Raw genomic sequence first — 26,403 nt, 5'->3', positions numbered from 1 at the left:
CTAGCCTGGCGCTCAATGAACCGTTTGACGACCTCATGGGGCGAGTTCGGCCTCACCCGATTCCCCGACCAGCCCCGCGAGACCCTGCGCGCGTGGGACTCGGCCGACGAGTACCTGCTCGAACACCTCGCGGGGGAGGGCGACACCGACACGGTGCCGACCGATCTGTCGGGCACCGTGGTCGTCGTGGGTGACCGGTGGGGCGCGCTGACCACCGCGCTCGCCGCGCACCGCCTCGACCAGCTCAGCGCCGGGCCGCTCGTCCAGATCACCGACTCGTACCTCACCCAGCAGTCGACCCGGGCCAATCTGCGCCGCAGCGGTGCGGCGGCCGACGCGGTACGGCTGCTGTCGGCCCGCGACACCCCGCCCGAGCGGATCGACGTCCTGCTGATCCGGGTCCCCAAGAGCCTCGCGTTCCTGGAGGACCAGCTGCACCGCCTCGCGCCCGCCGTCCACCAGGACACCGTCGTGGTCGCCACCGGACGCGTCACCGAGATCCACACCTCCACCCTCAAACTCTTCGAGCAGATCCTCGGCCCGACCAGGACGTCGCTCGCCGTGCGCAAGGCGCGCCTCGTCTTCTGCTCACCCGCCGCCGACCGGCCGCGCACCGCCTCCCCCTGGCCGCACCGGTACGCGCTGCCCGAAGGACTCGGCGCGGTGTCCGGCCGTACCGTCGTCAACCACGCCGGCATCTTCTGCGCCGAACGGCTCGACATCGGCACGCGCTTCTTCCTGCGCAACCTGCCCCGGCGGACGGGACCCGAGCATGTCGTCGACCTCGGCTGCGGCAACGGCGTGGTCGGTACGGCGGTGGCCCTGGCCAACCCCGAGGCCAGGGTGACCTTCATCGACGAGTCGTTCTCCGCCGTCGCCTCCGCCGAGGCCACCTTCCGCGAGAACACCCGGACCGACGCCGCGGGCACCCCGGCGGCGCCCGCCGCCTTCGTGCTCGGCGACGGCATGGCAGGCGTACCGGCGGGCACGGTCGATCTCGTACTCAACAACCCGCCGTTCCACAGCCACCAGGCGACCACCGACGCGGCGGCCTGGCGGATGTTCACCGGCGCCAAGGCGGCCCTGCGGCCCGGCGGCGAACTGTGGGTCGTCGGCAACCGGCACCTCGGCTACCACGCGAAGCTCCGGCGGCTCTTCGGTAACTGCGAGGTCGTCACCAGCGACCCCAAATTCGTCGTCCTGCGGACCGTCAAGAACTGATCCGCGCGCGTCGTTGACGCTCTTGGACGTTTCTCCAGCCGGTGTCGCAGCTGCGGCGGAGATTCCTCCGAAGAATTGTAGATGCCAGCGAAAACGGCATATCTTGTCGCACATGCAGTCCTACACAATCGGCCAGGCGGCCCGCCTGCTCGGGGTGAGTCCCGACACCGCGCGCCGCTGGGCCGACGCCGGCCGCGTCGAGACGCACCGCGACGAAGGCGGCCGGCGGCTCATCGACGGCCGTGATCTCGCCGCGTTCTCCGTCGAGGTCGCCCAGCAAGGCGCGGGCGAGGAGGACGTCTCGTACACCTCGGCGCGCAACGCGTTCCCCGGCATCGTCACCGCCGTCAAACTCGGTGACGTCGCCGCCCAAGTGGAGATCCAGGCAGGGCCGCACCGGCTGGTCTCCCTGCTCACCAGGGAAGCCGTGGAGGAACTCGGCCTGGAGGTAGGAATGCAGGCAACCGCGCGTGTGAAGTCCACCAGCGTGCACATCGACCGCACCTGAACGGGGTCTTCCGCGTGAAGACCCCAGGCACCACCACCCGTGGCGTCGCCGTCCCCGGCGCTCCTGGTCCTGTCCGCCCGAGCGCCCGACCCCGGCGCGCGCCCCGTCAAGGAGTACCCACCCTCATGTCTTCCTTCCTCACCCGCCGCCGCGCCGCCACCGCGATCGTGACCGCGGCGCTCCTGCTGCCGCTCGCCGCCTGCGGTGACAGCGACGACAACGCGAAGGGTGACGCGGGTGCCTCCGCGTCGCCCTCGGCGGCGCCGTCCTCCGCCGCGCCGAAGAACGTCAGCCTGACCGTGCTGGCCGCCGCCTCGCTCACCGACGTGTTCAAGACGGCGGGTGCCACCTACGAGAAGGAACACCCGGGTACCACGGTCAAGTTCTCCTTCGCCGGCTCGCAGGACCTCGCGGCCCAGGTCAAGCAGGGCGCGCCCGCCGACGCGCTCGTCACCGCCGACACCAAGACCATGGACGGCGTCAAGGCGGACACCGGGACCCCCACGATCATCGCCAAGAACCGGCTGGTCATCGCCACGGCCAAGGGCAACCCTGACAAGATCGACAACCTGAAGGACCTGGCCGACCCCAAGCTCAAGGTCGTGCTCGCCGCCCCCGCGGTGCCGGTCGGCAACTACAGCAAGCAAGTGCTGGACGCCCAGCACATCGACGTGAAGCCGGTCTCCCAGGAGGCCGACGTCCGCGCCGTGCTGAGCAAGGTCGAACTGGGCGAGGCCGACGCCGGCATCGTCTACAAGACGGACGCGGCGACCGCGACCGGCAAGGTCGACGCTGTCAGCATCCCCGACGCGCAGAACGCCGTCGCCCAGTACCCGGCGGCCACCCTCAAGACGGCCAAGGACAGCGTGGCGGCCACCGCCTTCGTCGCCTGGCTCAGGAGCCCCGAGGCCCAGAAGATCCTCCAGGCGGCCGGTTTCCAGCAGCCGTGACACCCCGCCGCGCATCCGGACTGTCCGGACCGGGGGACCGGACAGCCACGGGGCGCGGACCGCGCCCTTCCTGATCCGGCCCGATTCGGCCCGATCCGAACGAGAGGCCCTGGGGGCCGCCGATGAGACGCACCCGTACCGGCAGGACCGGGGCACCCGTGGCGCTGGCGCTGCCCGCGCTGCTCGCCGTCGCGTTCCTGCTGATGCCGCTGATCGGTATCCTCGCCCGGACCGAGTGGAGCGAACTCGGCGCGCATCTCAGCAGCCCGGACACCGTCGAGGCGCTGAAGCTCTCGCTGCTGGTCTCGTTCTGCGCCCTGGGCCTCGCCCTGCTGCTCGGCGTACCGCTGGCCTGGCTGCTGGCGAGGGTCGAGTTCCCCGGCAAGACCCTGATCCGCTCGCTGGTGCTGCTGCCGATGGTGCTGCCGCCCACCGTCGGCGGTGTCGCGCTGCTGCTCGGCTTCGGCCGCCGAGGGCTGCTCGGGCCGTGGCTGGAGAACACCTTCGGCATCGTGCTGCCGTTCAGTACGGCGGGCGCCGTGGTCGCGGCGACCTTCGTCGCGATGCCCTTCCTCATCATCAGCCTGGAAGGCACCCTGGCCGGGCTGCGGCCCGCCTACGAGGAGACGGCGGCCTCCCTGGGCGCCTCACCGGTACGGGTCTTCCTGACCGTCACGCTGCCGATGGTCGCGCCGGGGCTGGCCGCCGGCGCCGCACTGACCTGGGCGCGTGCGCTCGGCGAGTTCGGCGCCACCATCACCTTCGCCGGCAATCTCCCCGGCACCACACAGACCCTGCCGCTCCAGGTCTATCTGCTGCTGCAGAGCTCACCGGAAGCGGCGACCTCCGTCTCGCTGCTGCTGCTCGCCATCGCCATGGCCGTCCTCATCGCGCTGCGCGGCCGCTGGACCGGCGGCGGCGCCGAGCGGGTACGCGCGAGCGTCCGGCCGCCGGACGACCCGGCGCTGCCCCTCGCCGGCCTCCCCGCGCCGAAGGAGACCGCCCCGCCCGTCCCCGCCGAGCGCTGGCGGCTGCACGCCGAGGTCACCGGGTTCAACCACCTCACCCTCGACGCCGACCCCGGCACCACCATCGCCGTCGTGGGACCCAACGGCGCGGGCAAGACCACCCTGCTGCGCGCGCTGCTCGGCCTCACCCCGCGCGCCCACGCCGACATCAAGCTCGGGGACCGCGACGTCACCTCCCTGCCGCCGCACCGGCGCGGTGTCGCCTGGGTCCCGCAGAACGGCGCGCTCTTCCCGCATCTGAGCGCGCTCGCCAACACCGCGTACGGCCTGCGGGCCCACGGCGTCCGCCGCTCCGAAGCCCGCCGCACCGCCCAGGGCTGGCTGGACAGGCTGGGCGTCGGCCGGCTCGCCGACCGCAAACCGCACCAGCTCTCCGGCGGCCAGGCACAGCGGGTCGCCCTCGCCCGCGCACTCGCCGCCCGGCCACGGCTGCTGCTGCTCGACGAGCCGCTGGCCGCACTCGACCAGACCACCCGCGCCCAGGTACGGCACACCCTGCGCGGCCACCTCGCGGACTTCGGCGGGGTCTGTCTCATCGTCACGCACGACCCGGTCGAGGCGGTCTCGCTGGCCGACCGGGTGCTCGTACTGGACGAGGGACGCGCCCTGCAGGACGCGCCGCCCACCGAGGTCACCCGCAGCCCGCGCTCCCCCTGGGTGGCCCGGATGCTCGGCCGCAACGCCTGGCCCGGCACGTTCGGTCAGGACGGACTCGACCTGACGGCCGGCGGCCGGCTGGTCGTCGCCGAACCGCTGCCCGCCGGCACGGCCGCGCTGGCGATCATCGCCCCGGAAGCCGTCGCCGTACACCGGGAGCGCCCCACGGGCAGTCCGCGCAACGTATGGCCCGGTACGGTCCGGGAGATCACGGCGTCCGGCAGCCGGCTGCGGATCCTGATCACCTCGGGCGACGCACCCGACCTGGTCGCCGAGATCACCCCGGGCGCCGCGGCCGAACTGGGCCTGACCGACGGCGTGTCCGTCTGGACGAGCGTCAAAGCCACCGAGGTCACCCTCGTCGCGCTGTAGACAGAACGGCCGGCAGCCGCGTAGATGGGGAACGAGCCGAGCGGACGGCCGGCCGGACGGGAGCGAGCGATGTTGCTGCGCCAGCTGGAATACCTCGTCGCGCTCGCCAGGGAGCGGCACTTCGCCCGCGCAGCCGCCGCCTGCTTCGTCTCCCAGCCGTCCCTGTCGGCGGCGATCCGCAAACTCGAACACGAACTGGACGTGCCCATCGTGCGCAGGGGCCGCCGCTTCGAAGGACTGACCCCCGAGGGCGAGCGGGTACTGCTGTGGGCGCACCGGATACTCGCCGAGCGCGACGCGCTGCGCCATGAACTGTCCGCGATGCGGGGCGGCCTGACCGGCACGCTGCGGCTCGGCGCGATACCCACCGCGCTCACCGTGGCCTCGCTGCTCACCACACCGTTCTGCGAACGGCACCCGCAGGCAAGGGTGGTGATCGACTCGCTGTCGTCCCGCGACATCACCCACCGGCTCGCCGAGTTCGAACTCGACATCGCCATCACCTACTTGGACGACGAAACCCTCGGCCAGGTGCGCAGGACCCCGCTCTACGAGGAGCGCTATCTGCTGCTCACCCCGCTGGCCGGACCGCTGTCGGGGCAAGAGGTCGCGGGCTGGTCGCAGATCGCGGACCTGCCGCTGTGCCTGCTGTCGCGGGAGATGCGCAACCGGCGCATCATGGACGAGTACTTCGCGGCCGACGGCGGATCCACCGTGACCCCGGCGATCGAGACCGACTCGGTGGCGGGGCTCTACGCCCACCTGGCGGCCGGGCGGTGGTCCAGTGTGATCTCCCACGCCTGGCTGCACATGTTCGGCGTACCCGAGGGGATGCGGGTCATCCCGCTGGCCACCCCGGCGCACGGCCCGCGGGTGGGCCTCGTCATCGCCGACCGCAGCCCCGAACCCGTCCTGGCCCGCGGGCTGCTGGAGATCGCCAGGGAAGCCGGTGTACGGGAGGCGCTGGACCGGCTGCTCGACACCTATCTGCGCCCGGCGCTGCCCGGATAGCCCCTGCCTATCCGGGCATAGAAACTTTCGCTTTGCCATCCTCCCTGGTCAGGGCCACTGTGGAAGTAACTTTCCGCAGCAACGGATGAGGAGCCGCAGTCATGGCAAAGGTGCTGTGCGTGCTGTACGACGACCCGGTCGACGGATACCCGACCTCCTACGCCCGCGACGACATCCCCAAGATCGAGAGTTACGCGGGCGGCCAGAGCGCCCCGACACCGCAGGCCATCGACTTCACGCCGGGCGAGCTCCTCGGCAGCGTCTCCGGCGAACTGGGCCTGCGGACCTTCCTGGAGTCCCGTGGCCACACGCTCGTCGTCACGTCGGACAAGGACCGCGAGGGGTCCGTCTTCGACCAGGAACTCGTCGACGCGGACGTGGTCATCTCCCAGCCGTTCTGGCCTGCCTATCTGACGGCCGAGCGCATCGCGACGGCGAAGAACCTCAAGCTCGCCGTCACCGCCGGGATCGGCTCGGACCATGTCGACCTGGACGCCGCCATCGGGGCGGGCGTCACCGTCGCCGAGGTCACGTACTGCAACAGCATCAGCGTCGCCGAGCACGTCGTGATGATGACCCTGTCGCTGGTCCGCAACTACCTCCCCTCGCACCAGTGGGTCCTCGACGGCGGCTGGAACATCGCCGACTGCGTCGCCCGCAGCTACGACCTGGAGGGCATGCACGTCGGGACCGTGGCGGCCGGCCGGATCGGGCTCGCCGTGCTGCGCAGGCTCGCCCCGTTCGACGTCAAGCTGCACTACACCGACCGGCACCGGCTGCCCGAGGAGACCGAGCGCGAGCTCGGCCTGATCTGGCACGAGAGCACGCAGGACATGGTCCCGCACTGCGACGTGGTCACCATCAACGCGCCTCTCCACCCGGAGACCGAGGGGCTGTTCGGCGACGAGCTGATCGCGTCGATGAAGCGCGGCGCCTACCTCATCAACACCGCCCGCGCGAAGATCGCCGACCGGGACGCCGTCGACCGCGCGCTGCGCAGCGGACAGCTCGCGGGCTACGCGGGCGACGTCTGGTACCCGCAGCCGGCCCCCGCCGACCACCCCTGGCGGACCATGCCGCACCACGGCATGACCCCGCACATCTCCGGTTCCTCGCTCTCGGCCCAGACCCGCTACGCGGCGGGCACCCGGGAGATCCTGGAGAACTTCTTCGACGGCACCCCGATCCGCGAGGAGTACCTGATCGTCGACAACGGCGGTCTCGCGGGTACGGGAGCGCACTCCTACTCGGTGTCGAAGGGCTGACGCGCACCAGGCAGACCGGCACGTCCCCGTACGACATCAGCCGCCCCGGTCGCACACGCGGCCGGGGCGGCTGTCGGTGCGTCAACCGCCGTGTCGCACACTGGTGGTGTGTCCTCACTCCCGCACCAGGTCCAACTCGGCAGCGCCATCGGCCACATGGTGGTGTGCGGCGACGACACGCTGGCCCACCGGCTGGCCGTCGAACTGCGTGACGTCTACGGCGAACAGGTCGTCCTGGTCGTACCGCCGCAGCGGGCCGCCGGCGGCGAACGGGCCCCGATCGGCAACCGGGGCCGGGCGTCCGCCTTCCTCGGCCGGATGTCGGCGGCCGTGGGACGTACGGGAGCGGCCTCGCCCAACCCCTACGACAGCCTCGCCGGCGTGGTGGCGCCGCCGCGTGTCGTGGAGGCGGCCGACCTGGACGACGCGGTCCTCAGGGACGCCGGGGTGGAGAGCGCCGCCGCGCTCGCCGTCGTCCACGAGGACGACGAGACCAACATCAGGACCGCGCTCGCCGCCCGCCGGCTCAACCCCCGGCTGCGGCTGGTCATCCGGCTCTACAACCGCAAGCTCGGCCAGCACCTCGAAGCGCTCCTCGACCAGTCGGCGGCGGTCGCCTCGTCCGACGGTGACGAGACGGCGCCCGACGCCTCCACCACCGTCCTCAGCGACGCCGACACGGCGGCCCCCGCGCTGGCTGCGACCGCCATCACCGGCACGAACAAGGTCATCAGGGCGGGCGGCCTGATGCTGCGCGCCGTCGACAGGCACCCGGGGCCTGGCCAGTTGGCCGAGCCGGGGCTGTGCACCCTCGCCCTGCTGTCGGCGACGGCCGACGACCCGATCGGCGCCGAGGGACCGGGCGGCGGCGGGCGCGGCGGGCCGCAGATGCTGCCCGACGACGCGAGCGCGGCAGCGGCGGTGGGGCGCGGCACGGTCGTCCTGGAGACCGTCTCGCAGACCGGCAACGACCCGGAAGGCGGTGCGGGCGGCCGGATCGGCGGGCGGCTGACCGGTCTGTTCGGCGGCCGTGGCGCCCCGCTGGCCTCGCTGTTCTCCCGCCGGCTGCGCTGGTCCTTCGTCGGCATCGTCGCGGTCGTGCTCGCGCTGGCGGTGGCGCTCTCGCTGGTCACCGGGATGCGCCCGCTCAGCGCCCTGTACTTGACGCTGCTCGACCTGTTCGCCATCGACGACCCCGCCGTCGGCGACGCCACGGCCCGGCAGGTCCTGCAACTCCTCACCGGGCTCGCGGGACTTCTGCTGCTGCCCGTGGTGACCGCGGCCGTCCTCCAAGCGCTCGGCACGTTCCGCAGCGCCTCCGCCCTGCGCAGGCCGCCGCGCGGGCTCTCCGGCCATGTCGTCCTGCTCGGCCTCGGCAAGATCGGCAGCCGGGTGCTGACGCAGCTGCGCGAACTCGGCATCCCCGTCGTGTGCGTAGAGGAGGACCCGGAGGCGCGCGGTGTGGCCCTCGCCCGCAGGCTCCACGTACCGACCGTGCTCGGCGACGTGACCCAGGAAGGGGTGCTGGAGGCGGCCAAGATCTACCGCGCGCAGGCGCTGCTCGCCCTCACCAGCCGGGACACCACCAACCTCGAAGCCGCGCTGTACGCCCGCTCGGTGGCCCCCCGGCTGCCCGTCGTCCTGCGGCTGTACGACGACGACTTCGCGACCGCCGTCTACCGCACCCTGCGGGCCGCGCACCCCGGGGCCGTGACGCGCAGCCGCAGTGTCTCCTACCTGGCGGCGCCCGCCTTCGCGGTCGCCATGATGGGCCGTCAGGTGCTCGGCGCCATTCCGGTGGAGCGCAAGGTGCTGCTGGTCGCCTCCGTCGACGTGGCAGGCCATCCGCGGCTCGAAGGGCGCACGGTCGGCGAGGTGTTCACCCCCGGCGCCTGGCGGGTCATCGCCCTCGACACCGGCGACGACACGGCACACACCCCGGACGCCGCCGCGACGCCCGGCGAGGACGGGCAGCCCCGGCCGACCGGTCTCAGCTGGGACCTGCCCGCCGACCGGGTGCTGCGGCCGGGGGAGCGGGTGGTGATAGCGGCGACCCGCAGGGGCCTCGCCGAACTGCTCGGCCGGCACAGGACCGCCTCCCGGTCGCCCAGGTGATCCAACCGGATAAGACCCCGGCCTCCCGTACGTCACCCAACTCCCCTAATCTCCTCCTCGGTTGACATGCCCCACACATGCGCACCTGGAGGAACAACGGACATGGCCAAGCTCCTTCGCACCGCCGTCGCCGCGAGCGCCGTCGCGGTCCTCGCCCTCGTCACCTCGCCGGCCCGGGCCGCCGGCACGGACCAGCTGCCGTACTCCGCCACCACCGGCGTCGGCGTGCACAACTCGTACGACAAGACCGCGTTCCCCTACTTCGCCGATGCCCTCGACTCCGGTGCGGGCATGCTGGAACTCGACGTGTGGACCAATGTGTTCGGCGCGTCCTGGCGGGTCTCGCACGAGAACCCGACCGGCAACAACAACAACTGCGCCAACGCCACCACCCCGGCGCAGCTGCGTACCAACAGCCAGAACCGGGACCTGGGCGGCTGCCTGGCCGACATCAGAACCTGGCACGACGCCCACCCGGGCCACCGGCCCGTCGTCCTCAAGATCGAGATGAAGGACGGCTTCCTGGGCACCGCGGGCCGCGGCCCGGTCCAGTTCGACACGCTGCTCAACGCCAAGCTCGGCGACGCGCTCTTCCGCCCCGCCGACCTGACGGGCAGTCATGCGACGCTGGACGAGGCCGTCCAGGCGGGCAGCTGGCCCACCAGGGCCCAGCTCGCGGGCAAGTTCATCGTCGAACTCATCCCCGGCACGGTCGAGGAGAGCAACCCGTTCGACTCGTTCTGGACCGACAAGGAGTACGCCACCCACCTCCGCGACCTGAAGGCGGCGGGGACCCTCTCCCAGGCGACCGCCTTCCCCGCCGTCCACTCCGTCACCGCGGCGGGCGACCCGCGCACCCGGTACCCGGACACCACCCTGCGCCCCTGGTTCGTCTTCTTCGACGGTGACGCCGCCGCCTTCGTCAACAACGGCATCGACCTCGCCTGGTACGACCAGCGCCACTACTTCGTCCTGATGACGGACGCCCAGAACGTGGCCCCCGCCATCGACGGCACCAACCCCACCGAGCAGCAGGCCCGTGACCGGCTCGCGCTGCTCGCCGCCGACCACGCCAGCCTGATCTCGGCCGACTGGCGTTCGCTGCCCGCCGTGCTCTCCTCCGTCGTCCCGCGCGGCCAGTAGACCTGAGCGGGTCACGAAGCACGCGACACCCCGGGGCCGGGCACACCGTCCGGCCCCGGGCCGTCCGTCACACCGTCGGGGCGTGCGCCGCCAGCACCGCGTCCACGGTGTCCGCGTCCTCCGGGCGCTTGTCCTCGCGGTAGCGCACCACCCGGGCGAAGCGCAGCGTCACCCCCGCCGGATAGCGGGACGAGCGCTGCAGCCCGTCGTACGCGATCTCGACCACCAGCTCCGGCCGCACGGTCACGGTGAACCCGTCGTCGCGCACCGCCAGCTCCCCGAGGCGCTCCGTCTGCCACTGGAGCATCACGTCCGTCAGCCCCTTGAACGTCTTGCCGAGCATCGCGAACGTGCCGTCCTCGCGCCGCGCGCCCAGATGCAGGTTGGAGAGCTTGCCCGTACGCCTGCCGTGCCCCCACTCGGCCGCCAGCACCACCAGGTCGAGCGTGTGCACCGGCTTCACCTTCAGCCAGCCCGCCCCGCGCCTGCCCGCGCTGTACGGCGCATCGAGGCTCTTGACCACCACCCCCTCGTGCCCGCGCGCCAGCGTGTCCCGGGAGAACGCCTCACCCTCGGCGGCGTCCCCGCCCTGCGCCACGACGACGCGCCGCACCCGCATCGGCTCGGGCACCAGCGCGGCCAGCGCCTCCTGCCGCTCCGCGCAGGACAGCCCCAGCAGATCGACGCCTTCGGCGGCCAGGATGTCGAAGAAGACCGGCGAGAGCGGCAGCGCCTCGGCCGCCGACCGCACATCGGTACGCGACCCCACCCGCCCCGCGACCTCCTGGAACGGCCTCGGTCTGCCGTCGGCGCCGAGCGCGATGACCTCGCCGTCCAGCACGAACCGGTCCCCGTCCAGCGCCAGCGCCACCGCCGTCACCTCCGGCAGCCGGTCGGTGATGTCGTCGAGGGTGCGGGTGAAGATCCGCACCTCGCCGCCCTCGCGGTGCACCTGCACCCGGATACCGTCCAGCTTCTCCTCCACCGCGCACGCCCCGAGCCTGCCCACCGCCTCGGCCACGCTGCCCGCGCTCTGCGCCAGCATCGGCAGCACGGGACGGCCCACGGTCAGCCGGAACTCCGCCAGCACTGCGGGCCCCTCGGCGAGCAGCCGCTCGGCCACCGGCTGGAGCGACCCCGCCAGCATCACCGCCCGCCGTACCGCGTCGCCGTCGGCCTCCGACGCCACGGCCAGCGCCTCGACGGCGAGCGCGCCCAGCGCCCCCTGCCGCACCTCGCCGGAGATCAGCCCGACGAGGAAACGCTGCTCCTCGGCGGTGGCCGCGGCCAGCAGCTCCTGGACGAGCCGCCTGCGCTCGCCCTGCGCCCCCGCGCCTTCGACGGCCGCGAGCGTGCTGAAGACCGTGTCCACCTCGTGCACCGTCAGGGTGGCCTCCGCGGCGGCGGGCGGCGGGTCCTTCAGGGCGTTCCAGCCCACCCCGATCCGCCCTTGGGGCAGCCGGCCCGCCAGGTACGGGATGACGACGGGCACGTCTTCGGGACCGGCCGCCCGGAACAGGCCGGCCAGCAGGGAGATCTTGCGGGTGCGCCCCGATGTCTCGGCGACCTCACGGGACACACGGGCCAGTGGTGCCAGCAGCATGCAGCCATCCTGCAACGTCGGACGCCGCTCCGCCCGCCCGACGGCGGACCGGCCGGCCCGCCGCCCGGTGCGCGTACCCCACCGGCCACGCCGTAACCTGACCGGACCGTTGCCGTCCGGGGAGGTGGAGATGAACGAGCCCACGCCGCCGCCCGACCCCGGCCTCTTCGGCCCCGGCTCCGTCACCTGGCAGCTGCACAGCGACCCGATGATGTGGATCGCCGGGGTCCGCGCCCTCTATCTCCAGGCGCTGCACCCCCGCGCCCTCGGCGGCATCATGCAGAACAGCGACTTCCGCGCCGACGCCTGGGGCCGGCTGCTCCGTACGGCCCAGTTCGTCGCCACCATCACGTACGGCACGGCCGGGTCCGCCGAGCGGGCGGGCGCCCGGGTCCGCCGGATCCACCGGCTGCTCAAGGCCACCGACCCGGCCACCGGCGAGAGCTACGGCGTCGACGACCCCGAGCTGCTGCTCTGGGTGCACTGCGCCGAGGCCGACTCCTACCTCCAGGTGCTGCGCCGCTCGGGGCTGCCGATCGACGACGCGATCGCCGACCGGTACGTGGCCGAGCACCGCACGGGCGCCCGGCTCGTCGGCCTCGACCCGGCGCGGGTCCCCGGCACCGCCGCCGAACTCGACGCGTACTTCGCCGCCGTCCTGCCGGAGCTGGCCTGCGGTCCCGACGCCCGCGAGGTGGACGACTTCCTGCGCCGTCCGCCCGTCCCCCTCCTGCTGCGACCGCTGCGGGCGCTGCTGTGGCGTCAGGTCGCCGCGCTCGCCTACGCCGCGCTGCCGCCGTACGCCCACGACCTGTACGGCAGGCCGGCGCCCGCTGCGGGTAAGGTCACCCACCGGCTCACCGTCGCGGGGAGGCTGCTGCGCCTGCTGCCCTCCCGGCTGCGCTGGCAGCTGCCGCCGAAGCACATTCTCGGGGCAATGGCCAGACTCGGCCCTGACGCGCGGCCCGACCCGTACACACCTGGCCGGGGGGCCGCCATACTGGACGGGCCGGGGAGGGCGCAGCGAGACGGGGGCGACAGCACGCGATGGCGGACGACACCAGGCTGATCCAGGGCCGGTACCGACTGCTCGAACTCATCGGGCGCGGCGGGATGGGCGAGGTGTGGCTGGCGCGCGACGAATCGCTCGGCCGGCGCGTCGCGGTGAAGTGCCTCAAACCGCTCGGACCCGAACAGGACCACTCCTTCACCCGGATCATGCGCGAGCGCTTCCGCCGCGAGGCCAGGGTCGCCGCCGGGCTGCAGCACCGCGGCGTCACCGTCGTCCACGACTTCGGCGAGTACGAAGGCGTCCTGTACCTCGTCATGGAACTGCTCGAAGGCCGGGACCTCGGCCAGCTGATGGCCGCCAACGACCAACGGCCGCTGCCGGTGGCCGACGTCGTCGACATCGCCGAACAGGTCGCCGACGCCCTCGCCTACACGCACCGGCAGGGCATCGTGCACCGCGACCTGAAGCCCGCCAACATCATGCGGCTGCCCGACGGTGCCGTGAAGATATGCGACTTCGGCATAGCGCGCCTCGGCCACGACGTCGGCTTCAGCGCCAAACTCACCGGTACGGGCGTGGCGATGGGCACCCCGCACTACATGTCGCCCGAGCAGATCGGCGGCGGCAACGTCGACCACCGCAGCGACCTCTACTCGCTCGGCTGCGTCCTGTACGAACTGGCCACCGGAGCGCCTCCGTTCGACCTCGGCGACGCCTGGTCCGTGCTGGTCGGCCACCGGGACACCGCCCCCGAGCCGCCCCGCAGCCACCGCCCCGACCTGCCCGCGTACTTCGACCGGATCGTCCTCGACCTGCTGGCCAAGGAGCCCGACGAGCGGCCCGCCGACGCGGGCGAGCTGCGCCGGCGCATCGGCGTGGCACGCTCCACCGCGGGACCCGGCGCCCCCGCACAGGACCACGGGCCGCAGCCGGCGGCCCACCCGCCCCGCGACACACCGGCGGCGATCGGCGCCGGACCGCCGCAGGGCCACCGGCTGCCGGCCTGGACCCGGGGCATGACGACCGGGCACAAGGCGACCGGCACCACGCTGCTGCGCACCACCCCGCCCGACCAGCTCGTCCCCGACCCCACGGCGGCACTGACCGGCGAGTGGATCAGCGCGCCGGCCGCCGGGGGAGACCTGTCGTCGGCGCAGCGCCCCACCCCGCCGCCGGAACAGCTCGCCGCGCTCACCGCCCGGCACAACGCCGGGCTGCGGCTGGGCAGACTCGGCCAGTGGGAGGAGGCGGGCGAGACGCACCGCGCCGTCGCCGCCGAGCGCGCCCAGATCCTCGGCCCCGACCACCCCGACACGCTGGACAGCAGGTACGAGATCGGCTTCACCCTCAGCAAGACGGGCCGGGCCGCCGACGCGCTGCACGAATTCGGCCAGGTCGCCGAGGGCCGCGGGCGCAGCCTCGGCCCCGACCACCCGGAGACCCTGGCCGCCCGCCAGGAGACCGCGTACGTACTCGGACGGCTCAGCCGGCACTTCGAGGCGCACGAGGTGTACGCGGCGGTGCTCGCCTCCCGTGAGCGCACCATGGGCCCCGACCACCCGGACACCCTGCGCTGCCGGCACAACCTCGCCTTCAACCTCAGCAGGCTCGGCCGGATCGAGGACTCCTACCGGATGGCCCTGGAGGTCGCAGCCGCCCGCGGCCGGGTACTGGGCGCCGACCATCCCGAGACGCTGGTGACCCGCTACGAGGTCGCCTACGCGCTCGGCAGGCTCGGCCGCTGGGCCGAGGCGCTGACCGGCTACCGCGAGGTCGCCGCGGCCCGCGCGCTCGCGCTCGGCCCCGACCACCGGGACACCCTCGCCACCCGCTACGAGATCGGCATCTGCCTGGGCAGGCTCGGCCGCAGCGAGGAGGCCCTGGAGCTGTACCGCGGCCTCACGGGCGACCGGACCCGGATCCAGGGCCCCGCCGACCCGGAGACGCTGCGCGCCAGACACGGCCTGGGCGTCAACCTCGGCAGGCTGGCCCGCTGGGAGGAGGCTCTGGCCGAATCGCGCGACGTGTCGGCGATCCGGGCCAGGGTGCTGGGCCCCGACCACCCCGACACGCTCGTCAGCCTGCGCGAGGTGGCCGTCGGCCTCGGCTGGCTCGGCCGCTGGACCGACGCCCTGACCGCCTACCGGCAGGTCGCCGACGGCAGGGCCAGGGTGCTGGGCGCCGACCACCCCGACACGCTGTCCAGCCGCAACGACGAGGCGCACTGTCTGGAGCAACTGGGCCGCACGGCCGAGGCGGTGGAGCTGTACCGGCAGGTGGCGGCGCTGCGGCGGCGCCACGACGACAGTTCCTGACGGACCGTGTACCGGATCGTTACCGCAGGTGGACGCTCCGCGCTCTGGCCGACCGATCAATGGCGTGTTACCAAGAGCCATGCCCGCACATGCCACGTACGACGCAGTGATCGTGGGCGGCGGCCACAACGGACTGGTCGCCGCCGCCTATCTCGCCCGCGCAGGGCGCTCCGTGCTCGTCCTGGAGCGCCTGGCCACCACCGGAGGGGCGGCGGTCTCCACCCGCCCGTTCGCCGGGGTCGACGCACGGCTCTCCCGCTACTCCTACCTGGTGTCGCTGCTGCCCGACAAGATCGTGCAGGAGCTGGGCCTGCGCTTCGCCGTCCGCAAGCGGACCGTGTCCTCGTACACCCCGCAGGGCAGCACGGGGCTGCTCGTCGGCGAGGGCCGCACCCGCGCCTCCTTCGCCGCGCTGACCGGCGACGACGCCGAGTACGTCGCCTGGCGGAAGTTCTACGGCACGACCACGCGCGTCGCCGAGCGGGTCTTCCCCACGCTGACCGAGCCGCTGCTGACCCGGGACGAGCTGCGGCTGCGGATCGACGACGAGGCGGCCTGGCGGATGCTCTTCGAGGAGCCCATCGGCATCGCGATCGAGAAGCGCTTCGGCAACGACCTGGTCCGGGGCGTGGCGCTCACCGACGCCCTGATCGGCACGTTCGCCGACGCCCACGACCCGTCACTGGTGCAGAACCGCTGCTTCCTTTACCACGTGATCGGCGGCGGCACCGGCGACTGGGACGTACCGGTCGGCGGAATGGGCGCGCTCACCGACGCGCTGGCCGCGGCGGCCAGGGCCGCGGGCGCCGAGATCGTCACCGGGCACGAGGCGACCGGCATCGAGACGGACGGCAGCCGCGCCGAGGTCTCCTACCGCACCGAGGGTGACGGCCGTGACGGTACGGTCGCGGCCGGACAGGTGCTGGTCAACGCGTCGCCCCGGACGCTTGCCCGGCTGCTGGGCGAGGAGGCGCCGCCGGCGCCCGAGGGCGCCCAGCTCAAGGTCAACATGCTGCTGCACCGGCTGCCGAAGCTGCGCGACACGTCCGTCGACCCGCGCGACGCGTTCGCCGGCACCTTCCATGTGGCCGAGGGCTACGAGCAGTTGGCCACCGCCTACCGGGAAGCGGCGTCGGGCGCGCTGCCTTCGGCGCCGCCTTCGGAGATCTACTGCCACTCGCTCACCGACCCGTCGATCCTCGGTCCCGAGCTGGCCGAGCGCGGCTACCAGACGCTGACCCTGTTCGGACTCCACACCCCCGCGCGGCTGTTCGCCGGAGACGCGACCGACGGCGGGGGCGCGGCGACGAACGACGCGGTACGGGAGAGCCTGCTCGCCGCGACCCTCGCCCAGCTGGACGAGCGGCTGGCCGAGCCGATCGCCGACTGCCTCGCGCTGGACGAGGAGGGCCGCCCCTGTATCGAGGCGAAGACCCCGCTCGACCTCGAACGCGAACTGCGGCTGCCCGGCGGCCATATCTTCCACCGCGACCTGTCGTTCCCGTACGCGAGCGAGGAGACCGGACGCTGGGGCGTGGAGACCGCGCATCCCAATGTGCTGCTGTGCGGCGCGGGCGCCGTACGCGGCGGCGGGGTCAGCGGCGTACCGGGCCACAACGCGGCGATGGCGGCGCTGGGCAGGTGACGGGACGTACGCCGCCGACCTGCTGACGCCCCGTCAGTCGGCCGACGGCGCCCAGCCCTTCGCCTCGATACGGGACGCGTCCTGCGTGCGCCGCTCGTCGAACAGGACGCGCCCGCCGTCGTCCACGCGTAGCGCGTCCACGTAGCCGCCGCGTCCCACGTACAGCGGATCGGTCGCGTACCGCCAGCGCAGCACGACGCGCTGGCCGCGCCATGCCGTGAGGTCGGCGCCCAGGTGGTGCCAGACCCGGCCCGACCAGCCGGTGGCCGAGCCCGCCGGATGGCTCTGCGGCTCCTGCCCCGCGCACACCGTGGTGAACGGGACGGGCTGCCACACCGTCCCCGCGTCGGCCGACGCTTCGAGGAACAGCGTGTCGGACCCCGGCTCGGTGTCCCACCACAGCTCGCAGCGCAGCCGGGGGTGCGCAGAGGTGGGAGTCAGCGCGGGCAGGGTGAGGGTGGCGGTGGTGGCGCTCGCCATGCCGGAGAACCAGGCGGTACGGCCGTCCTGCGGCCGGACGGCGACGGCCCGCGCCAGCCGGTTCCCGGTGGCGACCCGGGGCGCGCTGCCGGAGCGCCAATTGCGCACGGGATGCACGGAGTTGCCGAGGACGATCAGGAACGAGTCGGTCGTCGGGTCGAGTACGACGCTCGTACCGGTGAAGCCGGTGTGCCCCGCCGTGGTGGGTGTCGCCATGGCGCCCATGTACCAGTGCTGGTAGAGCTCGAAGCCCAGGCCGTGCGCGTCGCCGGGGAAGTCCGTGTTGAAGTCGGTGAACAGGGAGTTCACCGACTCCCGCGACAGGATCCGGACCGTGCCGTAGGCGCCGCCGTTGAGGAGCGTACGGGCGAGGACCGCGAGGTCCCAGGCGCAGGAGAAGACCCCGGCATGGCCGGCGACGCCGCCGAACGCGTACGCGTTCTCGTCGTGCACCTCGCCCCAGACGAGCCCCCGGTCGAGCGCCGACCACGGCGCCCTGGCGTCCTCGGTCGCCGCGATCTTCGGCTTCCAGGAGGCGGGCGGGTTGTAGCGGGTGCGGCGCATCCCGAGCGGCGCGGTGATCTCGTCGCGCACCAGGGTGTCGAGGGTGCGCCCGGTGATCCGCTCCAGCACCAGCTGGAGCGAGATCATGTTGAGGTCCGAGTAGAGGTAGACCGTGCCCGGCGGGTTCACCGGTGCCTCGTTCCACAGGAGTTGGAGCATCGCCTCGCGCGTCGGCTCGTCGTAGAACGGCAGGTCGGCCTGGAGTCCCGACACATGCGTGAGCAGATGGCGGATCGTGATGTCCTGCTTGCCGGCGGCCGCGTACTCGGGAAGGTAGGCGGCGACCTTCTCCTCGATCGCCAGCGAACCGCGCTCGACCAGTTGGACGGCGAGCAGCGAGGTGAACAGCTTGGAGAGGGAGGCGAGGTCGTAGAGCGTGTCCTCGGCCGCCGGGATCTGCTGGTCGGCGGGGAACTCCACGCCCGTGTCGGTCGTGTCGTCGTACGCCGCGTACCGCACGGCCTTGCCGATCGGCCGGTGCAGCGCCACCGTACCGCCGCGGCCGGCGAGCAGTACGGCGCCCGCGTAGTACGGGTGCTTGGGGGAGGGGCCCAGATACGCGGTGGCGTCGGTGACCAATGCGTCCAGCTGACCGGCGATCAGTCCGGCGCGCTCGGCGGAGCCGTGACGCAGCGTCGTCGCCCCGTGCCCGTGTCCGTGGCCGGTACCGGGCCCGGCACCTGTGCCCAGGTCCGCTCCGGCGGCGGTCTCCGCGAACGGGAGGGTCGCGAGCGCGAAGGCGCCGCCGAGGGCGAGCACGCCACCGCCCAGTCTGCGCCGGCTGATGCCTCTGCTCGCAGCGTCCTCCGTCATGGGGCACCCTCCCTGAAAGTATCTTTCGGGATCACGATCGACAGCGAAACTTTCTTGCAGGGCCGGGACGATGTCAACCCTCCCTCGCCGCAGGGCGGTCCGGCCCCTGGGCCTGCCCTAGGGTGGCTCCCCGTGGCAACTGACATCCCGGCGGCTTCGCTCTGGCGTGATCGTCCCTTCGTGCTCCTGGTCTCGGCCCGCACCATCTCGGTGCTCGGCAACGGGTTCGCCCGGGTGGCGCTCGCGTTCGCCGTCCTCGCGCTGCCGGGAGCCGGCCCCGGGGTACTGTCGCTCGTTCTCGCCTGCCAGGCACTGCCGCAGCTGCTGTTCATCCTGATCGGCGGGGTGATCGCCGACCGGATGTCACGCGTCCGGCTGATGGTGCTCTCCGACGTCGTCGGGGTCGCCGCGTACGGCGGACTGGCCGCGATGGTGCTCACCGGCCACGCGCCGCTGTGGGCCATGTGCGCCCTGGCGGTGCTGGCCGGCACGGCGACCGCGATGTTCCTGCCCGCGATGGCCGGGGTCGTCCCGCTGGTCGTCGACCGCGCCAGGCTCCAGCAGGCGAACGCGCTGCTGCGGGTCGGGACGAACAGCTCCATGCTGCTCGGCCTCGCGCTGTCCGGCGTGACGGTCGCCTTCGTCGGCGCCGGCTGGGCCCTCGCGCTGAACGCCGCGTCCTTCGTGCTCAGCGCGCTGCTGGTGAACGGGCTGAAGCTCGCCGCCCGGCCGCCGCGCGCCGCGACCACCACCTGGGCGGACCTGCGGGAGGGCTGGCACGAGTTCGCCTCCCGGCAGTGGCTGTGGGTCGTGGTCGCGCAGTACGCCGTCGTCGTGGCGGCGATGAACGCGAACGTCGGCGTGCTGGGCCCGCTGACCGCCGAGCACAGCCTGGGCGGAGCCCGCGCCTGGTCCGTGATCGTCGCCGCCCAGGCGCTCGGCATGATCGCGGGCGCCGGGGTGGCAAGCCGGATCCGGGTGCGCCGACCGGTCCTGGTCGCTGTGCTCGTCACGTTCCCCGCCGCAGCGCCCATCTTCCTGCTGAGCGCGGCGGCGCCGGTCTGGGTGATCGCGGCGGCCATGTTCTGTGCGGGCGTCGCCAACGACATCTTCGGGGTGCTGTGGTCCACGACCATGCAGCACGAGGTGCGCGAGGAGGCGCTGTCCAGGGTCAGCGCCTACGACCTGTTCGGGTCGCTGGCCTTCGCGCCCCTCGGCCTGCTGGTGGCGGGCCCGATCGCCGCCGCCGTCGGCACCGGCACGGCGCTCGCCGGCTGCGGGGCCTTGGTCGTCCTCGCGACGGCGGCTGCCCTGCTGTCCCCGCAGGTCCGCACGCTACGGGCGCCGCACCCGCAGGAACCCGCCCCGGCGGGCACGGTCCCGTCCCCGGCGACGGCGACGGCGACGGCCCCGGTGACGGCGACGGCCCCGGCCACCGAGGCGCAGCCCTAAGGGCTGATGGCGAGGAAGACGAAGGCGGCGAAGATCCCCAGATGGACGCCGCCCTGGAGGAGGGTCGCCCGGCCGGGCGAGATGGTCATGGCGCCCACGACGACGGTCAGCGCGAGCAGCACCATATGGGTGGCGTTCAGCCCGAGCACCAGCGGTCCGTCGAGCCAGATCGTGGCGAGGGCGATGCACGGGATCGTCAGGCCGATACTGGCGATGGCCGACCCGAGGGCCAGGTTGATGCTCGTCTGGACGCGCTCGCGGCGGGCGTTGCGTACGGCGGCCAGCGTCTCGGGCAGCAGCACCAGCAGCGCGATGACCACGCCGACGACGGCCTGCGGCAGCCCGGCGGACGAGACGCCCGACTCGATGGTGGGTGACACCGCCTTGGCGTTCCCCACGACGGCGATCAGCGCCACGAGCAGCAGCAGAAGGCTCAGCCCCGTGGCGCGCCGGGTGGGCAGGGGCGCGTGCGCGTCCTCCTCCCGCACCTCGCCCGCCTGGGTGAGGGGCAGGAAGTAGTCGCGGTGGCGCACGGTCTGTACGGCGACGAACAGCCCGTAGATGACGAGCGAGGCGACGGCGGCGAAGCCCAGTTGCGCGGGGGAGAACTGGGGGCCCGGCTTGCTGGTGGTGAACGTCGGGAAGACCAGCGTGAGGGTGGCCAGGGTCGCGACGGTCGCGAGCGCGGCGCCCGAGCCCTCGGCGTTGAAGACGGCGACCCGGGTGCGCAGCGCGCCGATCAGCAGACAGAGCCCGAGGATGCCGTTGCAGGTGATCATGACGGCGGCGAAGACGGTGTCCCTGGCGAGGGTCGCCGACTTGCCGCCGCCGTCGACCATCAGGGTGACGATCAGCGCCACTTCGATGACGGTGACGGCGACGGCGAGGACCAGCGAGCCGAACGGTTCCCCCACCCGGTGGGCGACCACCTCGGCGTGGTGCACGGCCGCGAGTACGGCCCCGGCGAGGCAGAGGGCGACGACGGCGACGGCGCCGCCGGGGAGATGCCGGCCCCAGCTGAAGATGAGCGCGATCACGGCGACCAGCGGCACCCACACGGTCCACCGGGAGGTCAGCGACCGGATCAAGGTGCTCGTCGTCATGCGCCACACGCTGCCAGAGGTAATGACGCCACGCGCGGCGAGCGACCGGGGCGTTACGGCGGGGCGGCGCGGATGCGTGCGTGCACGGCGGGATTGGGCGGACACGACCCGGTACGTGTCGCGACCCGCCGCCCGGCGCCGGGTGGTGACGGTACGGCGAGCGACCGTGCCCGGCACCGTCTCACCGGTCCGGTCCGGTCCGGTCCGGACCGGTCCGGACCGGCCGGGCGGACACGACCCCCTACGCGTCTTGGCCGGTGTCCCGCGCCCGGACGTCGTCGCGCTGCCCGACGACCGGTGGATCGAGGCGGTCACCACCATGGTCGCGCACGCCCGCGACCGGCTCGCCCACGTCACGGCGCCCGAGCGGGTGGTGTTCGTGGACAGTCTTCCGCGCGACGCCAGCGGCAAGATCCTCAAGCGCGAGCTGCGGGAGCGCTTCACTTCTCCCGGAGATCCACGATCCGCTTGAACTTGCCGACCGAGCGCTCCAGCGTCTCGGGATCGACGATCTCCACACCGACCGAGACCCCCACGTCGTCCTTGACGGCCGCAGCGATCGAGAGCGCGGCGGCTGCGCGCTGCTCCCCGCTGGTCCCGGCGCGGGCCTCGGCCCGTACGGTCAGCGCGTCCAGCCGGCCCTCGCGGGTCAGCCGGAGCTGGAAGTGCGGGGCCACCCCCGGGGTGCGCAGCACGATCTCCTCGATCTGGGTGGGGAAGAGATTCACCCCGCGCAGAATCACCAGGTCGTCGCTGCGTCCTGTCACCTTCTCCATCCGGCGGAAGACGCGCGCGGTGCCGGGCAGCAGCCGGGTGAGGTCCCGGGTGCGGTAGCGGATCACCGGCATCGCCTCTTTGGTGAGCGAGGTGAAGACCAGCTCGCCCTCCTCGCCCTCGGGCAGCACCTCGCCGGTGAACGGGTCGACGACCTCCGGATAGAAGTGGTCTTCCCAGATGTGCAGGCCGTCCTTGGTCTCCACGCATTCCTGCGCGACGCCGGGGCCCATCACCTCCGACAGGCCGTAGATGTCGACGGCGTCGATCGCGAACCGCTCCTCGATCTCCTGGCGCATCGCCTCCGTCCACGGCTCGGCGCCGAAGATGCCGACCTGGAGCGAGGTGCCACGGGGATCGACGCCCTGGCGCTCGAACTCGTCCAGCAGCGTCAGCATGTACGACGGCGTGACCATGATGATCTCGGGGCGGAAGTCCTGGATCAGCCGCACCTGCCGCGCGGTCATGCCGCCGGACGCGGGGATGACCGTACAGCCGAGCCGCTCCGCGCCGTAGTGCGCGCCGAGGCCGCCGGTGAACAGCCCGTAGCCGTAGGCCACATGCACCTTGTGCCCGGGCCGGCCGCCGGCCGCGCGGATCGACCGGGCCACCACGTCCGCCCAGGTGTCCAGGTCCCGCTGGGTGTAGCCGACGACGGTCGGCCGGCCCGTCGTACCGCTGGACGCGTGGATCCGCCGCACCTCGGACTGGTCGACGGCGAACATCCCGAAGGGGTAGTTGTCCCGCAGGTCGGCCTTGGCGGTGAAGGGGAAGAGCGCCAGGTCGGCGAGCGAGCGGCAGTCCTCCGGACGCAGTCCCGCCTTGTCGAACGCCTGCCGGTAGAAGCCGACGTTGTCGTAGGCGTGCCGCAGGGTCGCGCGCAGCCGCTCCAGCTGGAGGGCGGCCAGCTCCTCCCGGCCGAGCTGTTCGGCGGCGTCCAGCAGAGGCGTCATGGGCGTACTCCCGGTCGGTCCGGCAATGTCTCGACCGATCATTCGGTCGGACAACTCCAGGATCAGTTATTCAGCACCGCGGGGGGAGCGTCAAGGGCCGCGACCTGTCCGGGACCGGCCCCGATCGCTAGGCTGGACCCGGACGACGCAGCGGGAGGAGCACGACGTGGGCGACAGCACCACTACGACCCACCAGCCGCTTTCGGGCTGGAACAAGCCGGACCTCGATCTGAGCAACGCGGACTGGCGATCGAGCAGTCAGGGGGCGGGCGATGTCCAGATCGCGTTCGTCGAAGGCTTCATCGCCATGCGCAACAGCGGCCGACCGGAGAGCCCTTCGCTGATCTTCAGCCCGGCCGAGTGGCGGGCCTTCGTGATCAACGCGCGCGACGGGGAGTTCGACCTCACCTGACGGCGGCCGCCGGGCCCGTCCCGGCGCTCAGGGCCACAGCAGCTCCCGCACCCAGTCCCCTCCCGCGCGGCGGTGGGTGAGCCGGGTGTGGTTGCGCTGCCTGTCGCCCTGCCAGAACTCCACCGATTCCGGCCGCACGCTGTAGAGCGCTCAGCCGGGCGCCACCAGATCCGGCTGCCGCTCGATCCGCTTCAGCGCCCCGGCGACGGCCCCGGCGGCGTCCCGCTGCGGCCAGATCGCCGAGCGGCGCGCTCTGCCTGCCCAGCAGCGCCTCGGCCCGGGTCGTGCCCGCTCAGTCTCGTCTGACTCGCGATGCCTGGCACGCACGCTCGCGGCCCGCGCCGAGCGCGCCCGGAAGTCGGCGGCTGCCGCTTCACCGAGATCGCGTGTCACGGGCCCGCGCACCCGGATCTGCCCGGCCGCGGCTGCCAGGAGAAGGTCAGCGCCGCGCACGCCACTCGGCGAAGAGGGCGGCCGGTTCGTCAGGCGCGCCCTTCGGATCGAACTCCGGCAACTCACCCGCGAACACCGGAAGTTCGCGCAGCATCTCCCGCATCCCGGGCATACGTCTCCCTCGGTAGGACTCTCCGTGTTCGGCGAAATTAATGCTTCGAACGGAAGGTACCATTAGGCCATGGCTGCCCGTGAGCTGACGCTCGATCTCGCCCTCACCATCCGGCACGACGGACACGGCGGGGTCGCCGACGACCTCTCGGAACCGCAAGGGCTGACCCGCTGGGTCCACGACCACGGCGACGAACTGGCCGGCGACCTCGACGTGGCGGCCTTCGCCGCCGACGACCACGCGCTCGCCGCCGTACGGGAGCTGCGGGCCGCCGTACGCGCGCTGTTCGCGAGAGCGGTCAGTCCCGAGGCGCCGAGCCCCGCCGACGCGCTGCGGCTGCTGGAGCCGGCCGAGGCGCTGCGCCGGCTCAACGCGGCGGCGGCGACCGTCCCCGCCGTACCGCGCCTCGACTGGCCGCAGGGCGCCCCGCCCTCGGCGGTCACCCACCCCGCCGCACCGGTGCCGGGACGGGTCGCGCTGGCCGCCACCCTCGCCCGGTCGGCCGTCGCCTTCCTCGCGGGACCCGACAGGGAGCGGCTGCGCGCCTGCCACGCGCCGCGCTGTGTCCGGTACTTCATCAAGGAACACCCCCGTCAGGAGTGGTGCAAACCGTCCTGCGGCAACCGGGCCAGGGTCGCCCGTCACCACGAGCGGCACCGCACGTCCGGGCCCAAATGAGGGCAGTGACCCGGCTCCTGTGTAGCGGAGTGAACACGTACCATAGTGGGATGTCCTTTCTCCGCCGCCGCAGCGCCGCCACACCCGCTGGCCCGGACTTCGACGTCCTGGCCATGGACCCGGGTGACTGGCCCGGCAACCTCGGCGCCGGGCTGCTGCCCGCCCCCGACGGCAGCTGTCAGGGCGTGTTCCTGCGCTACGACCTGTTCGGCGGCCGGGGTCCCGCGATGATCATCGGGAATCTGCCGGAGGGCTCCCAGGCCAGGGACATCGAGGAGGGCCAGGTCCCCTTCGAGGTGGCCCAGCTGCTGCTCGCCCTGGAGAACGAGGAGCCGGTCGAGGTGGTCGGCGCCGAGGACATGCCGGTGATGCAGGGCGACAACCTGCTGATCGTGCGCCGCCTCAAGCTCTCGGAAAGCCGAATCTCCTGCGTGCAGTTCGACCGCAGCGACAATGTGCTCGTCACCATCGCCAGCTGGGACCGGCCGATCACCGACGACCTGTACGCCCTGCTGAAGCCCCTGCCCGCCGAGCTGTTCCAGCAGGGCTGAGGAACCCGTCCGGGTTGTCTGCCCGCTGTCCCCCTGCGGAACCGGTCACCATCGCGCAAGATGGATGCACGACCGAGTGAAGGGTCAGTATGGACAGCAACAGTCTGACGCCCGACATCCTGCGCGAACTGCGCACACCGCGCCCCTACCCGGCCGTGTCCCTGACGATGCCCACGCACCGGCGGGAGCCGGGGCACGACCAGGACGCGGTACGGCTGCGTAATCTCCTCGCCGAAGCCGGACAGCGGCTGGAGGCGGACCCACAGGTGTCGAAGGCCGCCAGGCTCGCGGTCAGGCAGCAGCTGACCCGGGCGGTGGCCGAGGTGGATCTGCGCAGTGCTCTCGACGGCCTGCTGATCCTCGCGGACGCCGACGAGTACCGGGTCTGGTACCTGCCGCGTGACGTGCCCGAGCGGGTCGTCCTCAGCGACACCTACGTCACCGAGAATCTGGTGGCCGCCACCGCGCAGTCCCGCCCGTACTGGGTGCTGGGCATCGCTGCCGACCGCGCGACGCTGTGGAGCGGCTCCGGCACGTCCCTGCACGAGCACCTGCACGACGGCTTCCCGATGTCTCCCGAGCCGGAGAGCTGGGACCCCGAGCGGCAGGAACGGATCGGTGACACGCCCAGCACGTTCCAGGACGAGGAGACCCGCCGCTTCCTGCGCTCGGTCGACCAGACGATGGGCGCCGTCCTCGCCCGCAGGCCACGGCCGCTGCATCTGGTCGGGCTCGCGCCCGCGCTCGCTCTGCTGGAACAGGCGGGCGGCGCCGCCACCCACAACGCGGTCGGGCGGCTCGTCAAGGGCGGACTCACCGAAGGCCCCGCGCCCGTCCTGCTGAAGGAACTCCAGCCCGTCGTCGAGGAGTACGCCCGGCGCGAGAAGGAGGAGGTGCTGAGCCGCCTCGACGCGGCCAAGAGCCGCCGCACCTTCGCCGCCGGGCTCGACGAGGTGTGGGAGTCGGTACGGGAGAAGCGGGCCGAGCTGGTCGCCGTCGAGGAGCACCACCAGCTCACCGTCCGGGTGACCGAAGGACATCTGATCCCCGTCGACGCGTCCATGGTCAACAGCCCCGACGTGCGCGAGGACATCGTGGACGAGCTGGTGGAGACCGCGCTGGACGGCGGCGCCGAAGTGGTGTTCCTGCCCGACGAGGAGCTTGCCGGGTACGACGGGATCGCCGCGGTCCTGCGCTACTGACGAAGCCGGGC

23 protein-coding genes and 1 pseudogene are annotated in these 26,403 nt (G+C 72.8%); 17 read left to right on the top strand and 7 right to left on the bottom strand.

The features are described from left to right. The first annotated feature begins 15 nt into the window (after positions 1-15). The 8 genes from OHS57_RS04105 to OHS57_RS04070 all read left to right on the top strand — a co-directional run bounded on the left by OHS57_RS04105 (position 16) and on the right by OHS57_RS04070 (position 10,270). Positions 16-1,221 (top strand): methyltransferase, encoded by a 1,206-nt coding sequence (locus OHS57_RS04105; RefSeq protein ID WP_328581055.1) that lies wholly within the window; start codon positions 16-18, stop codon positions 1,219-1,221. Between the two features lie 112 nt (positions 1,222-1,333). Further along, positions 1,334-1,729 (top strand): TOBE domain-containing protein, encoded by a 396-nt coding sequence (locus OHS57_RS04100; RefSeq protein ID WP_041998437.1) that lies wholly within the window; start codon positions 1,334-1,336, stop codon positions 1,727-1,729. Positions 1,730-1,854: 125 nt separating this feature from the next. Continuing rightward, complete coding sequence (gene modA, locus OHS57_RS04095; protein ID WP_328581054.1) at positions 1,855-2,679, top strand: molybdate ABC transporter substrate-binding protein; 825 nt, start codon at positions 1,855-1,857, stop codon at positions 2,677-2,679. A 122-nt stretch (positions 2,680-2,801) separates the two neighbouring features. Beyond that, on the top strand, positions 2,802-4,736 hold the full coding sequence (locus OHS57_RS04090; protein WP_328581053.1) for an ABC transporter permease: 1,935 nt from the start codon (positions 2,802-2,804) through the stop codon (positions 4,734-4,736). Positions 4,737-4,805: 69 nt separating this feature from the next. Then, positions 4,806-5,747 carry a LysR family transcriptional regulator gene (locus OHS57_RS04085; protein WP_041998447.1) on the top strand — a complete coding sequence of 314 codons (942 nt, stop codon included), beginning with the start codon at positions 4,806-4,808 and terminating at the stop codon, positions 5,745-5,747. Positions 5,748-5,848: 101 nt separating this feature from the next. Further along, complete coding sequence (locus tag OHS57_RS04080) at positions 5,849-7,012, top strand: NAD-dependent formate dehydrogenase (protein ID WP_041998450.1); 1,164 nt, start codon at positions 5,849-5,851, stop codon at positions 7,010-7,012. Positions 7,013-7,168: 156 nt separating this feature from the next. After that, positions 7,169-9,127 carry a potassium channel family protein gene (locus tag OHS57_RS04075; RefSeq protein WP_328584998.1) on the top strand — a complete coding sequence of 653 codons (1,959 nt, stop codon included), beginning with the start codon at positions 7,169-7,171 and terminating at the stop codon, positions 9,125-9,127. A 102-nt stretch (positions 9,128-9,229) separates the two neighbouring features. Further along, the gene (locus OHS57_RS04070; protein WP_328581052.1) at positions 9,230-10,270 is read left to right on the top strand and encodes a phosphatidylinositol-specific phospholipase C domain-containing protein; all 1,041 of its coding nucleotides are present in this window, start codon (positions 9,230-9,232) and stop codon (positions 10,268-10,270) included. Positions 10,271-10,337: 67 nt separating this feature from the next. Here the strand turns inward: OHS57_RS04070 and OHS57_RS04065 are convergent, their stop codons facing one another. Next, positions 10,338-11,873, bottom strand: coding sequence for an ATP-dependent DNA ligase (locus OHS57_RS04065; protein ID WP_328581051.1), 1,536 nt, complete (start codon positions 11,871-11,873; stop codon positions 10,338-10,340). 130 nt (positions 11,874-12,003) lie between these two features. On the opposite strand from OHS57_RS04065, the gene OHS57_RS04060 reads away from it, so the two are divergent. The 3 genes from OHS57_RS04060 to OHS57_RS04050 all read left to right on the top strand — a co-directional run bounded on the left by OHS57_RS04060 (position 12,004) and on the right by OHS57_RS04050 (position 16,845). Further along, a complete protein-coding gene (locus OHS57_RS04060) occupies positions 12,004-12,942 on the top strand; it encodes an oxygenase MpaB family protein (RefSeq protein ID WP_041998461.1) in 939 nt (312 codons plus the stop codon). Continuing rightward, complete coding sequence (locus OHS57_RS04055) at positions 12,921-15,200, top strand: serine/threonine-protein kinase (protein ID WP_328581050.1); 2,280 nt, start codon at positions 12,921-12,923, stop codon at positions 15,198-15,200. The genes OHS57_RS04060 and OHS57_RS04055 overlap by 22 nt, the downstream gene beginning before the upstream one ends. 79 nt (positions 15,201-15,279) lie before the next feature. Beyond that, positions 15,280-16,845 carry a phytoene desaturase family protein gene (locus OHS57_RS04050; protein ID WP_041998467.1) on the top strand — a complete coding sequence of 522 codons (1,566 nt, stop codon included), beginning with the start codon at positions 15,280-15,282 and terminating at the stop codon, positions 16,843-16,845. A 33-nt stretch (positions 16,846-16,878) separates the two neighbouring features. Here the strand turns inward: OHS57_RS04050 and OHS57_RS04045 are convergent, their stop codons facing one another. Continuing rightward, positions 16,879-18,702, bottom strand: a complete 1,824-nt coding sequence (locus OHS57_RS04045; RefSeq protein WP_328581049.1) for a serine hydrolase — start codon at positions 18,700-18,702, stop codon at positions 16,879-16,881. 132 nt (positions 18,703-18,834) lie between these two features. Here OHS57_RS04045 and OHS57_RS04040 point away from each other — a divergent pair, with 132 nt between their 5' ends. Further along, positions 18,835-20,154 carry an MFS transporter gene (locus OHS57_RS04040; protein ID WP_328581048.1) on the top strand — a complete coding sequence of 440 codons (1,320 nt, stop codon included), beginning with the start codon at positions 18,835-18,837 and terminating at the stop codon, positions 20,152-20,154. On the opposite strand, the gene OHS57_RS04035 is transcribed toward OHS57_RS04040, so the two are convergent. Further along, positions 20,151-21,257 carry a calcium:proton antiporter gene (locus tag OHS57_RS04035; protein ID WP_328581047.1) on the bottom strand — a complete coding sequence of 369 codons (1,107 nt, stop codon included), beginning with the start codon at positions 21,255-21,257 and terminating at the stop codon, positions 20,151-20,153. The two genes, OHS57_RS04040 and OHS57_RS04035, sit on opposite strands and share 4 nt — an antisense overlap. A 235-nt stretch (positions 21,258-21,492) precedes the next feature. Here OHS57_RS04035 and OHS57_RS04030 point away from each other — a divergent pair. Beyond that, positions 21,493-21,729: pseudogene (locus OHS57_RS04030) on the top strand (AMP-binding enzyme); the annotation flags it as partial. Here OHS57_RS04030 and paaK read toward each other — a convergent pair. Next, positions 21,698-22,984, bottom strand: a complete 1,287-nt coding sequence (gene paaK / locus OHS57_RS04025) for a phenylacetate--CoA ligase PaaK (RefSeq protein ID WP_041998478.1) — start codon at positions 22,982-22,984, stop codon at positions 21,698-21,700. The pseudogene OHS57_RS04030 and the gene paaK sit on opposite strands and share 32 nt — an antisense overlap. A gap of 166 nt (positions 22,985-23,150) precedes the next feature. Between paaK and OHS57_RS04020 the strand changes: the two genes are divergently transcribed. Next, positions 23,151-23,396, top strand: a complete 246-nt coding sequence (locus OHS57_RS04020) for a DUF397 domain-containing protein (RefSeq protein ID WP_041998481.1) — start codon at positions 23,151-23,153, stop codon at positions 23,394-23,396. A 27-nt stretch (positions 23,397-23,423) separates the two neighbouring features. Here OHS57_RS04020 and OHS57_RS04015 read toward each other — a convergent pair whose 3' ends face one another. Genes OHS57_RS04015 through OHS57_RS04005 form a run of 3 tightly spaced genes read right to left on the bottom strand, consistent with a single transcriptional unit; the run spans position 23,424 to position 23,961 of the window. Next, positions 23,424-23,534 carry a pyridoxine 5'-phosphate oxidase C-terminal domain-containing protein gene (locus OHS57_RS04015; protein WP_328581046.1) on the bottom strand — a complete coding sequence of 37 codons (111 nt, stop codon included), beginning with the start codon at positions 23,532-23,534 and terminating at the stop codon, positions 23,424-23,426. A gap of 12 nt (positions 23,535-23,546) precedes the next feature. After that, positions 23,547-23,789, bottom strand: a complete 243-nt coding sequence (locus OHS57_RS04010) for a hypothetical protein (RefSeq protein WP_328581045.1) — start codon at positions 23,787-23,789, stop codon at positions 23,547-23,549. Between the two features lie 46 nt (positions 23,790-23,835). Next, positions 23,836-23,961 carry a hypothetical protein gene (locus tag OHS57_RS04005; RefSeq protein ID WP_328581044.1) on the bottom strand — a complete coding sequence of 42 codons (126 nt, stop codon included), beginning with the start codon at positions 23,959-23,961 and terminating at the stop codon, positions 23,836-23,838. Positions 23,962-24,030: 69 nt separating this feature from the next. Here OHS57_RS04005 and OHS57_RS04000 point away from each other — a divergent pair, with 69 nt between their 5' ends. The 3 genes from OHS57_RS04000 to OHS57_RS03990 all read left to right on the top strand — a co-directional run bounded on the left by OHS57_RS04000 (position 24,031) and on the right by OHS57_RS03990 (position 26,392). Beyond that, a complete protein-coding gene (locus tag OHS57_RS04000) occupies positions 24,031-24,639 on the top strand; it encodes a CGNR zinc finger domain-containing protein (RefSeq protein ID WP_328581043.1) in 609 nt (202 codons plus the stop codon). Between the two features lie 50 nt (positions 24,640-24,689). Beyond that, positions 24,690-25,190: a hypothetical protein gene (locus OHS57_RS03995; protein ID WP_041998487.1), complete on the top strand. Its 501-nt coding sequence runs from the start codon at positions 24,690-24,692 to the stop codon at positions 25,188-25,190. Positions 25,191-25,279: 89 nt separating this feature from the next. Then, on the top strand, positions 25,280-26,392 hold the full coding sequence (locus tag OHS57_RS03990; protein WP_041998490.1) for a baeRF3 domain-containing protein: 1,113 nt from the start codon (positions 25,280-25,282) through the stop codon (positions 26,390-26,392). Positions 26,393-26,403: the final 11 nt, after the last annotated feature.

Origin of the sequence: Streptomyces sp. NBC_00370 (assembly GCF_036084755.1) — a bacterium.
GTDB lineage: Bacteria > Actinomycetota > Actinomycetes > Streptomycetales > Streptomycetaceae > Streptomyces.
The sequence above is the reverse complement of the archived record's forward strand: the minus strand, read 5'-3'. Positions and strand labels throughout refer to the sequence as shown.

Excerpts from the sequence above, each read along its gene's own strand:
- OHS57_RS04035 (WP_328581047.1), bottom strand. The coding sequence starts at position 21,257 with ATGACGACGAGCACCTTGATCCGGTCGCTGACCTCCCGGTGGACCGTG.
- OHS57_RS04080 (WP_041998450.1), top strand. The coding sequence starts at position 5,849 with ATGGCAAAGGTGCTGTGCGTGCTGTACGACGACCCGGTCGACGGATAC.
- OHS57_RS04045 (WP_328581049.1), bottom strand. The coding sequence starts at position 18,702 with ATGACGGAGGACGCTGCGAGCAGAGGCATCAGCCGGCGCAGACTGGGC.
- OHS57_RS04005 (WP_328581044.1), bottom strand. The coding sequence starts at position 23,961 with ATGCCCGGGATGCGGGAGATGCTGCGCGAACTTCCGGTGTTCGCGGGT.
- OHS57_RS04090 (WP_328581053.1), top strand. The coding sequence starts at position 2,802 with ATGAGACGCACCCGTACCGGCAGGACCGGGGCACCCGTGGCGCTGGCG.
- OHS57_RS04085 (WP_041998447.1), top strand. The coding sequence starts at position 4,806 with ATGTTGCTGCGCCAGCTGGAATACCTCGTCGCGCTCGCCAGGGAGCGG.
- modA (WP_328581054.1), top strand. The coding sequence starts at position 1,855 with ATGTCTTCCTTCCTCACCCGCCGCCGCGCCGCCACCGCGATCGTGACC.
- OHS57_RS04100 (WP_041998437.1), top strand. The coding sequence starts at position 1,334 with ATGCAGTCCTACACAATCGGCCAGGCGGCCCGCCTGCTCGGGGTGAGT.
- OHS57_RS04055 (WP_328581050.1), top strand. The coding sequence starts at position 12,921 with ATGGCGGACGACACCAGGCTGATCCAGGGCCGGTACCGACTGCTCGAA.
- OHS57_RS04065 (WP_328581051.1), bottom strand. The coding sequence starts at position 11,873 with ATGCTGCTGGCACCACTGGCCCGTGTGTCCCGTGAGGTCGCCGAGACA.
- OHS57_RS04000 (WP_328581043.1), top strand. The coding sequence starts at position 24,031 with ATGGCTGCCCGTGAGCTGACGCTCGATCTCGCCCTCACCATCCGGCAC.
- OHS57_RS03995 (WP_041998487.1), top strand. The coding sequence starts at position 24,690 with ATGTCCTTTCTCCGCCGCCGCAGCGCCGCCACACCCGCTGGCCCGGAC.
- OHS57_RS03990 (WP_041998490.1), top strand. The coding sequence starts at position 25,280 with ATGGACAGCAACAGTCTGACGCCCGACATCCTGCGCGAACTGCGCACA.
- OHS57_RS04075 (WP_328584998.1), top strand. The coding sequence starts at position 7,169 with ATGGTGGTGTGCGGCGACGACACGCTGGCCCACCGGCTGGCCGTCGAA.
- paaK (WP_041998478.1), bottom strand. The coding sequence starts at position 22,984 with ATGACGCCTCTGCTGGACGCCGCCGAACAGCTCGGCCGGGAGGAGCTG.
- OHS57_RS04070 (WP_328581052.1), top strand. The coding sequence starts at position 9,230 with ATGGCCAAGCTCCTTCGCACCGCCGTCGCCGCGAGCGCCGTCGCGGTC.
- OHS57_RS04105 (WP_328581055.1), top strand. The coding sequence starts at position 16 with ATGAACCGTTTGACGACCTCATGGGGCGAGTTCGGCCTCACCCGATTC.
- OHS57_RS04060 (WP_041998461.1), top strand. The coding sequence starts at position 12,004 with ATGAACGAGCCCACGCCGCCGCCCGACCCCGGCCTCTTCGGCCCCGGC.
- OHS57_RS04050 (WP_041998467.1), top strand. The coding sequence starts at position 15,280 with ATGCCCGCACATGCCACGTACGACGCAGTGATCGTGGGCGGCGGCCAC.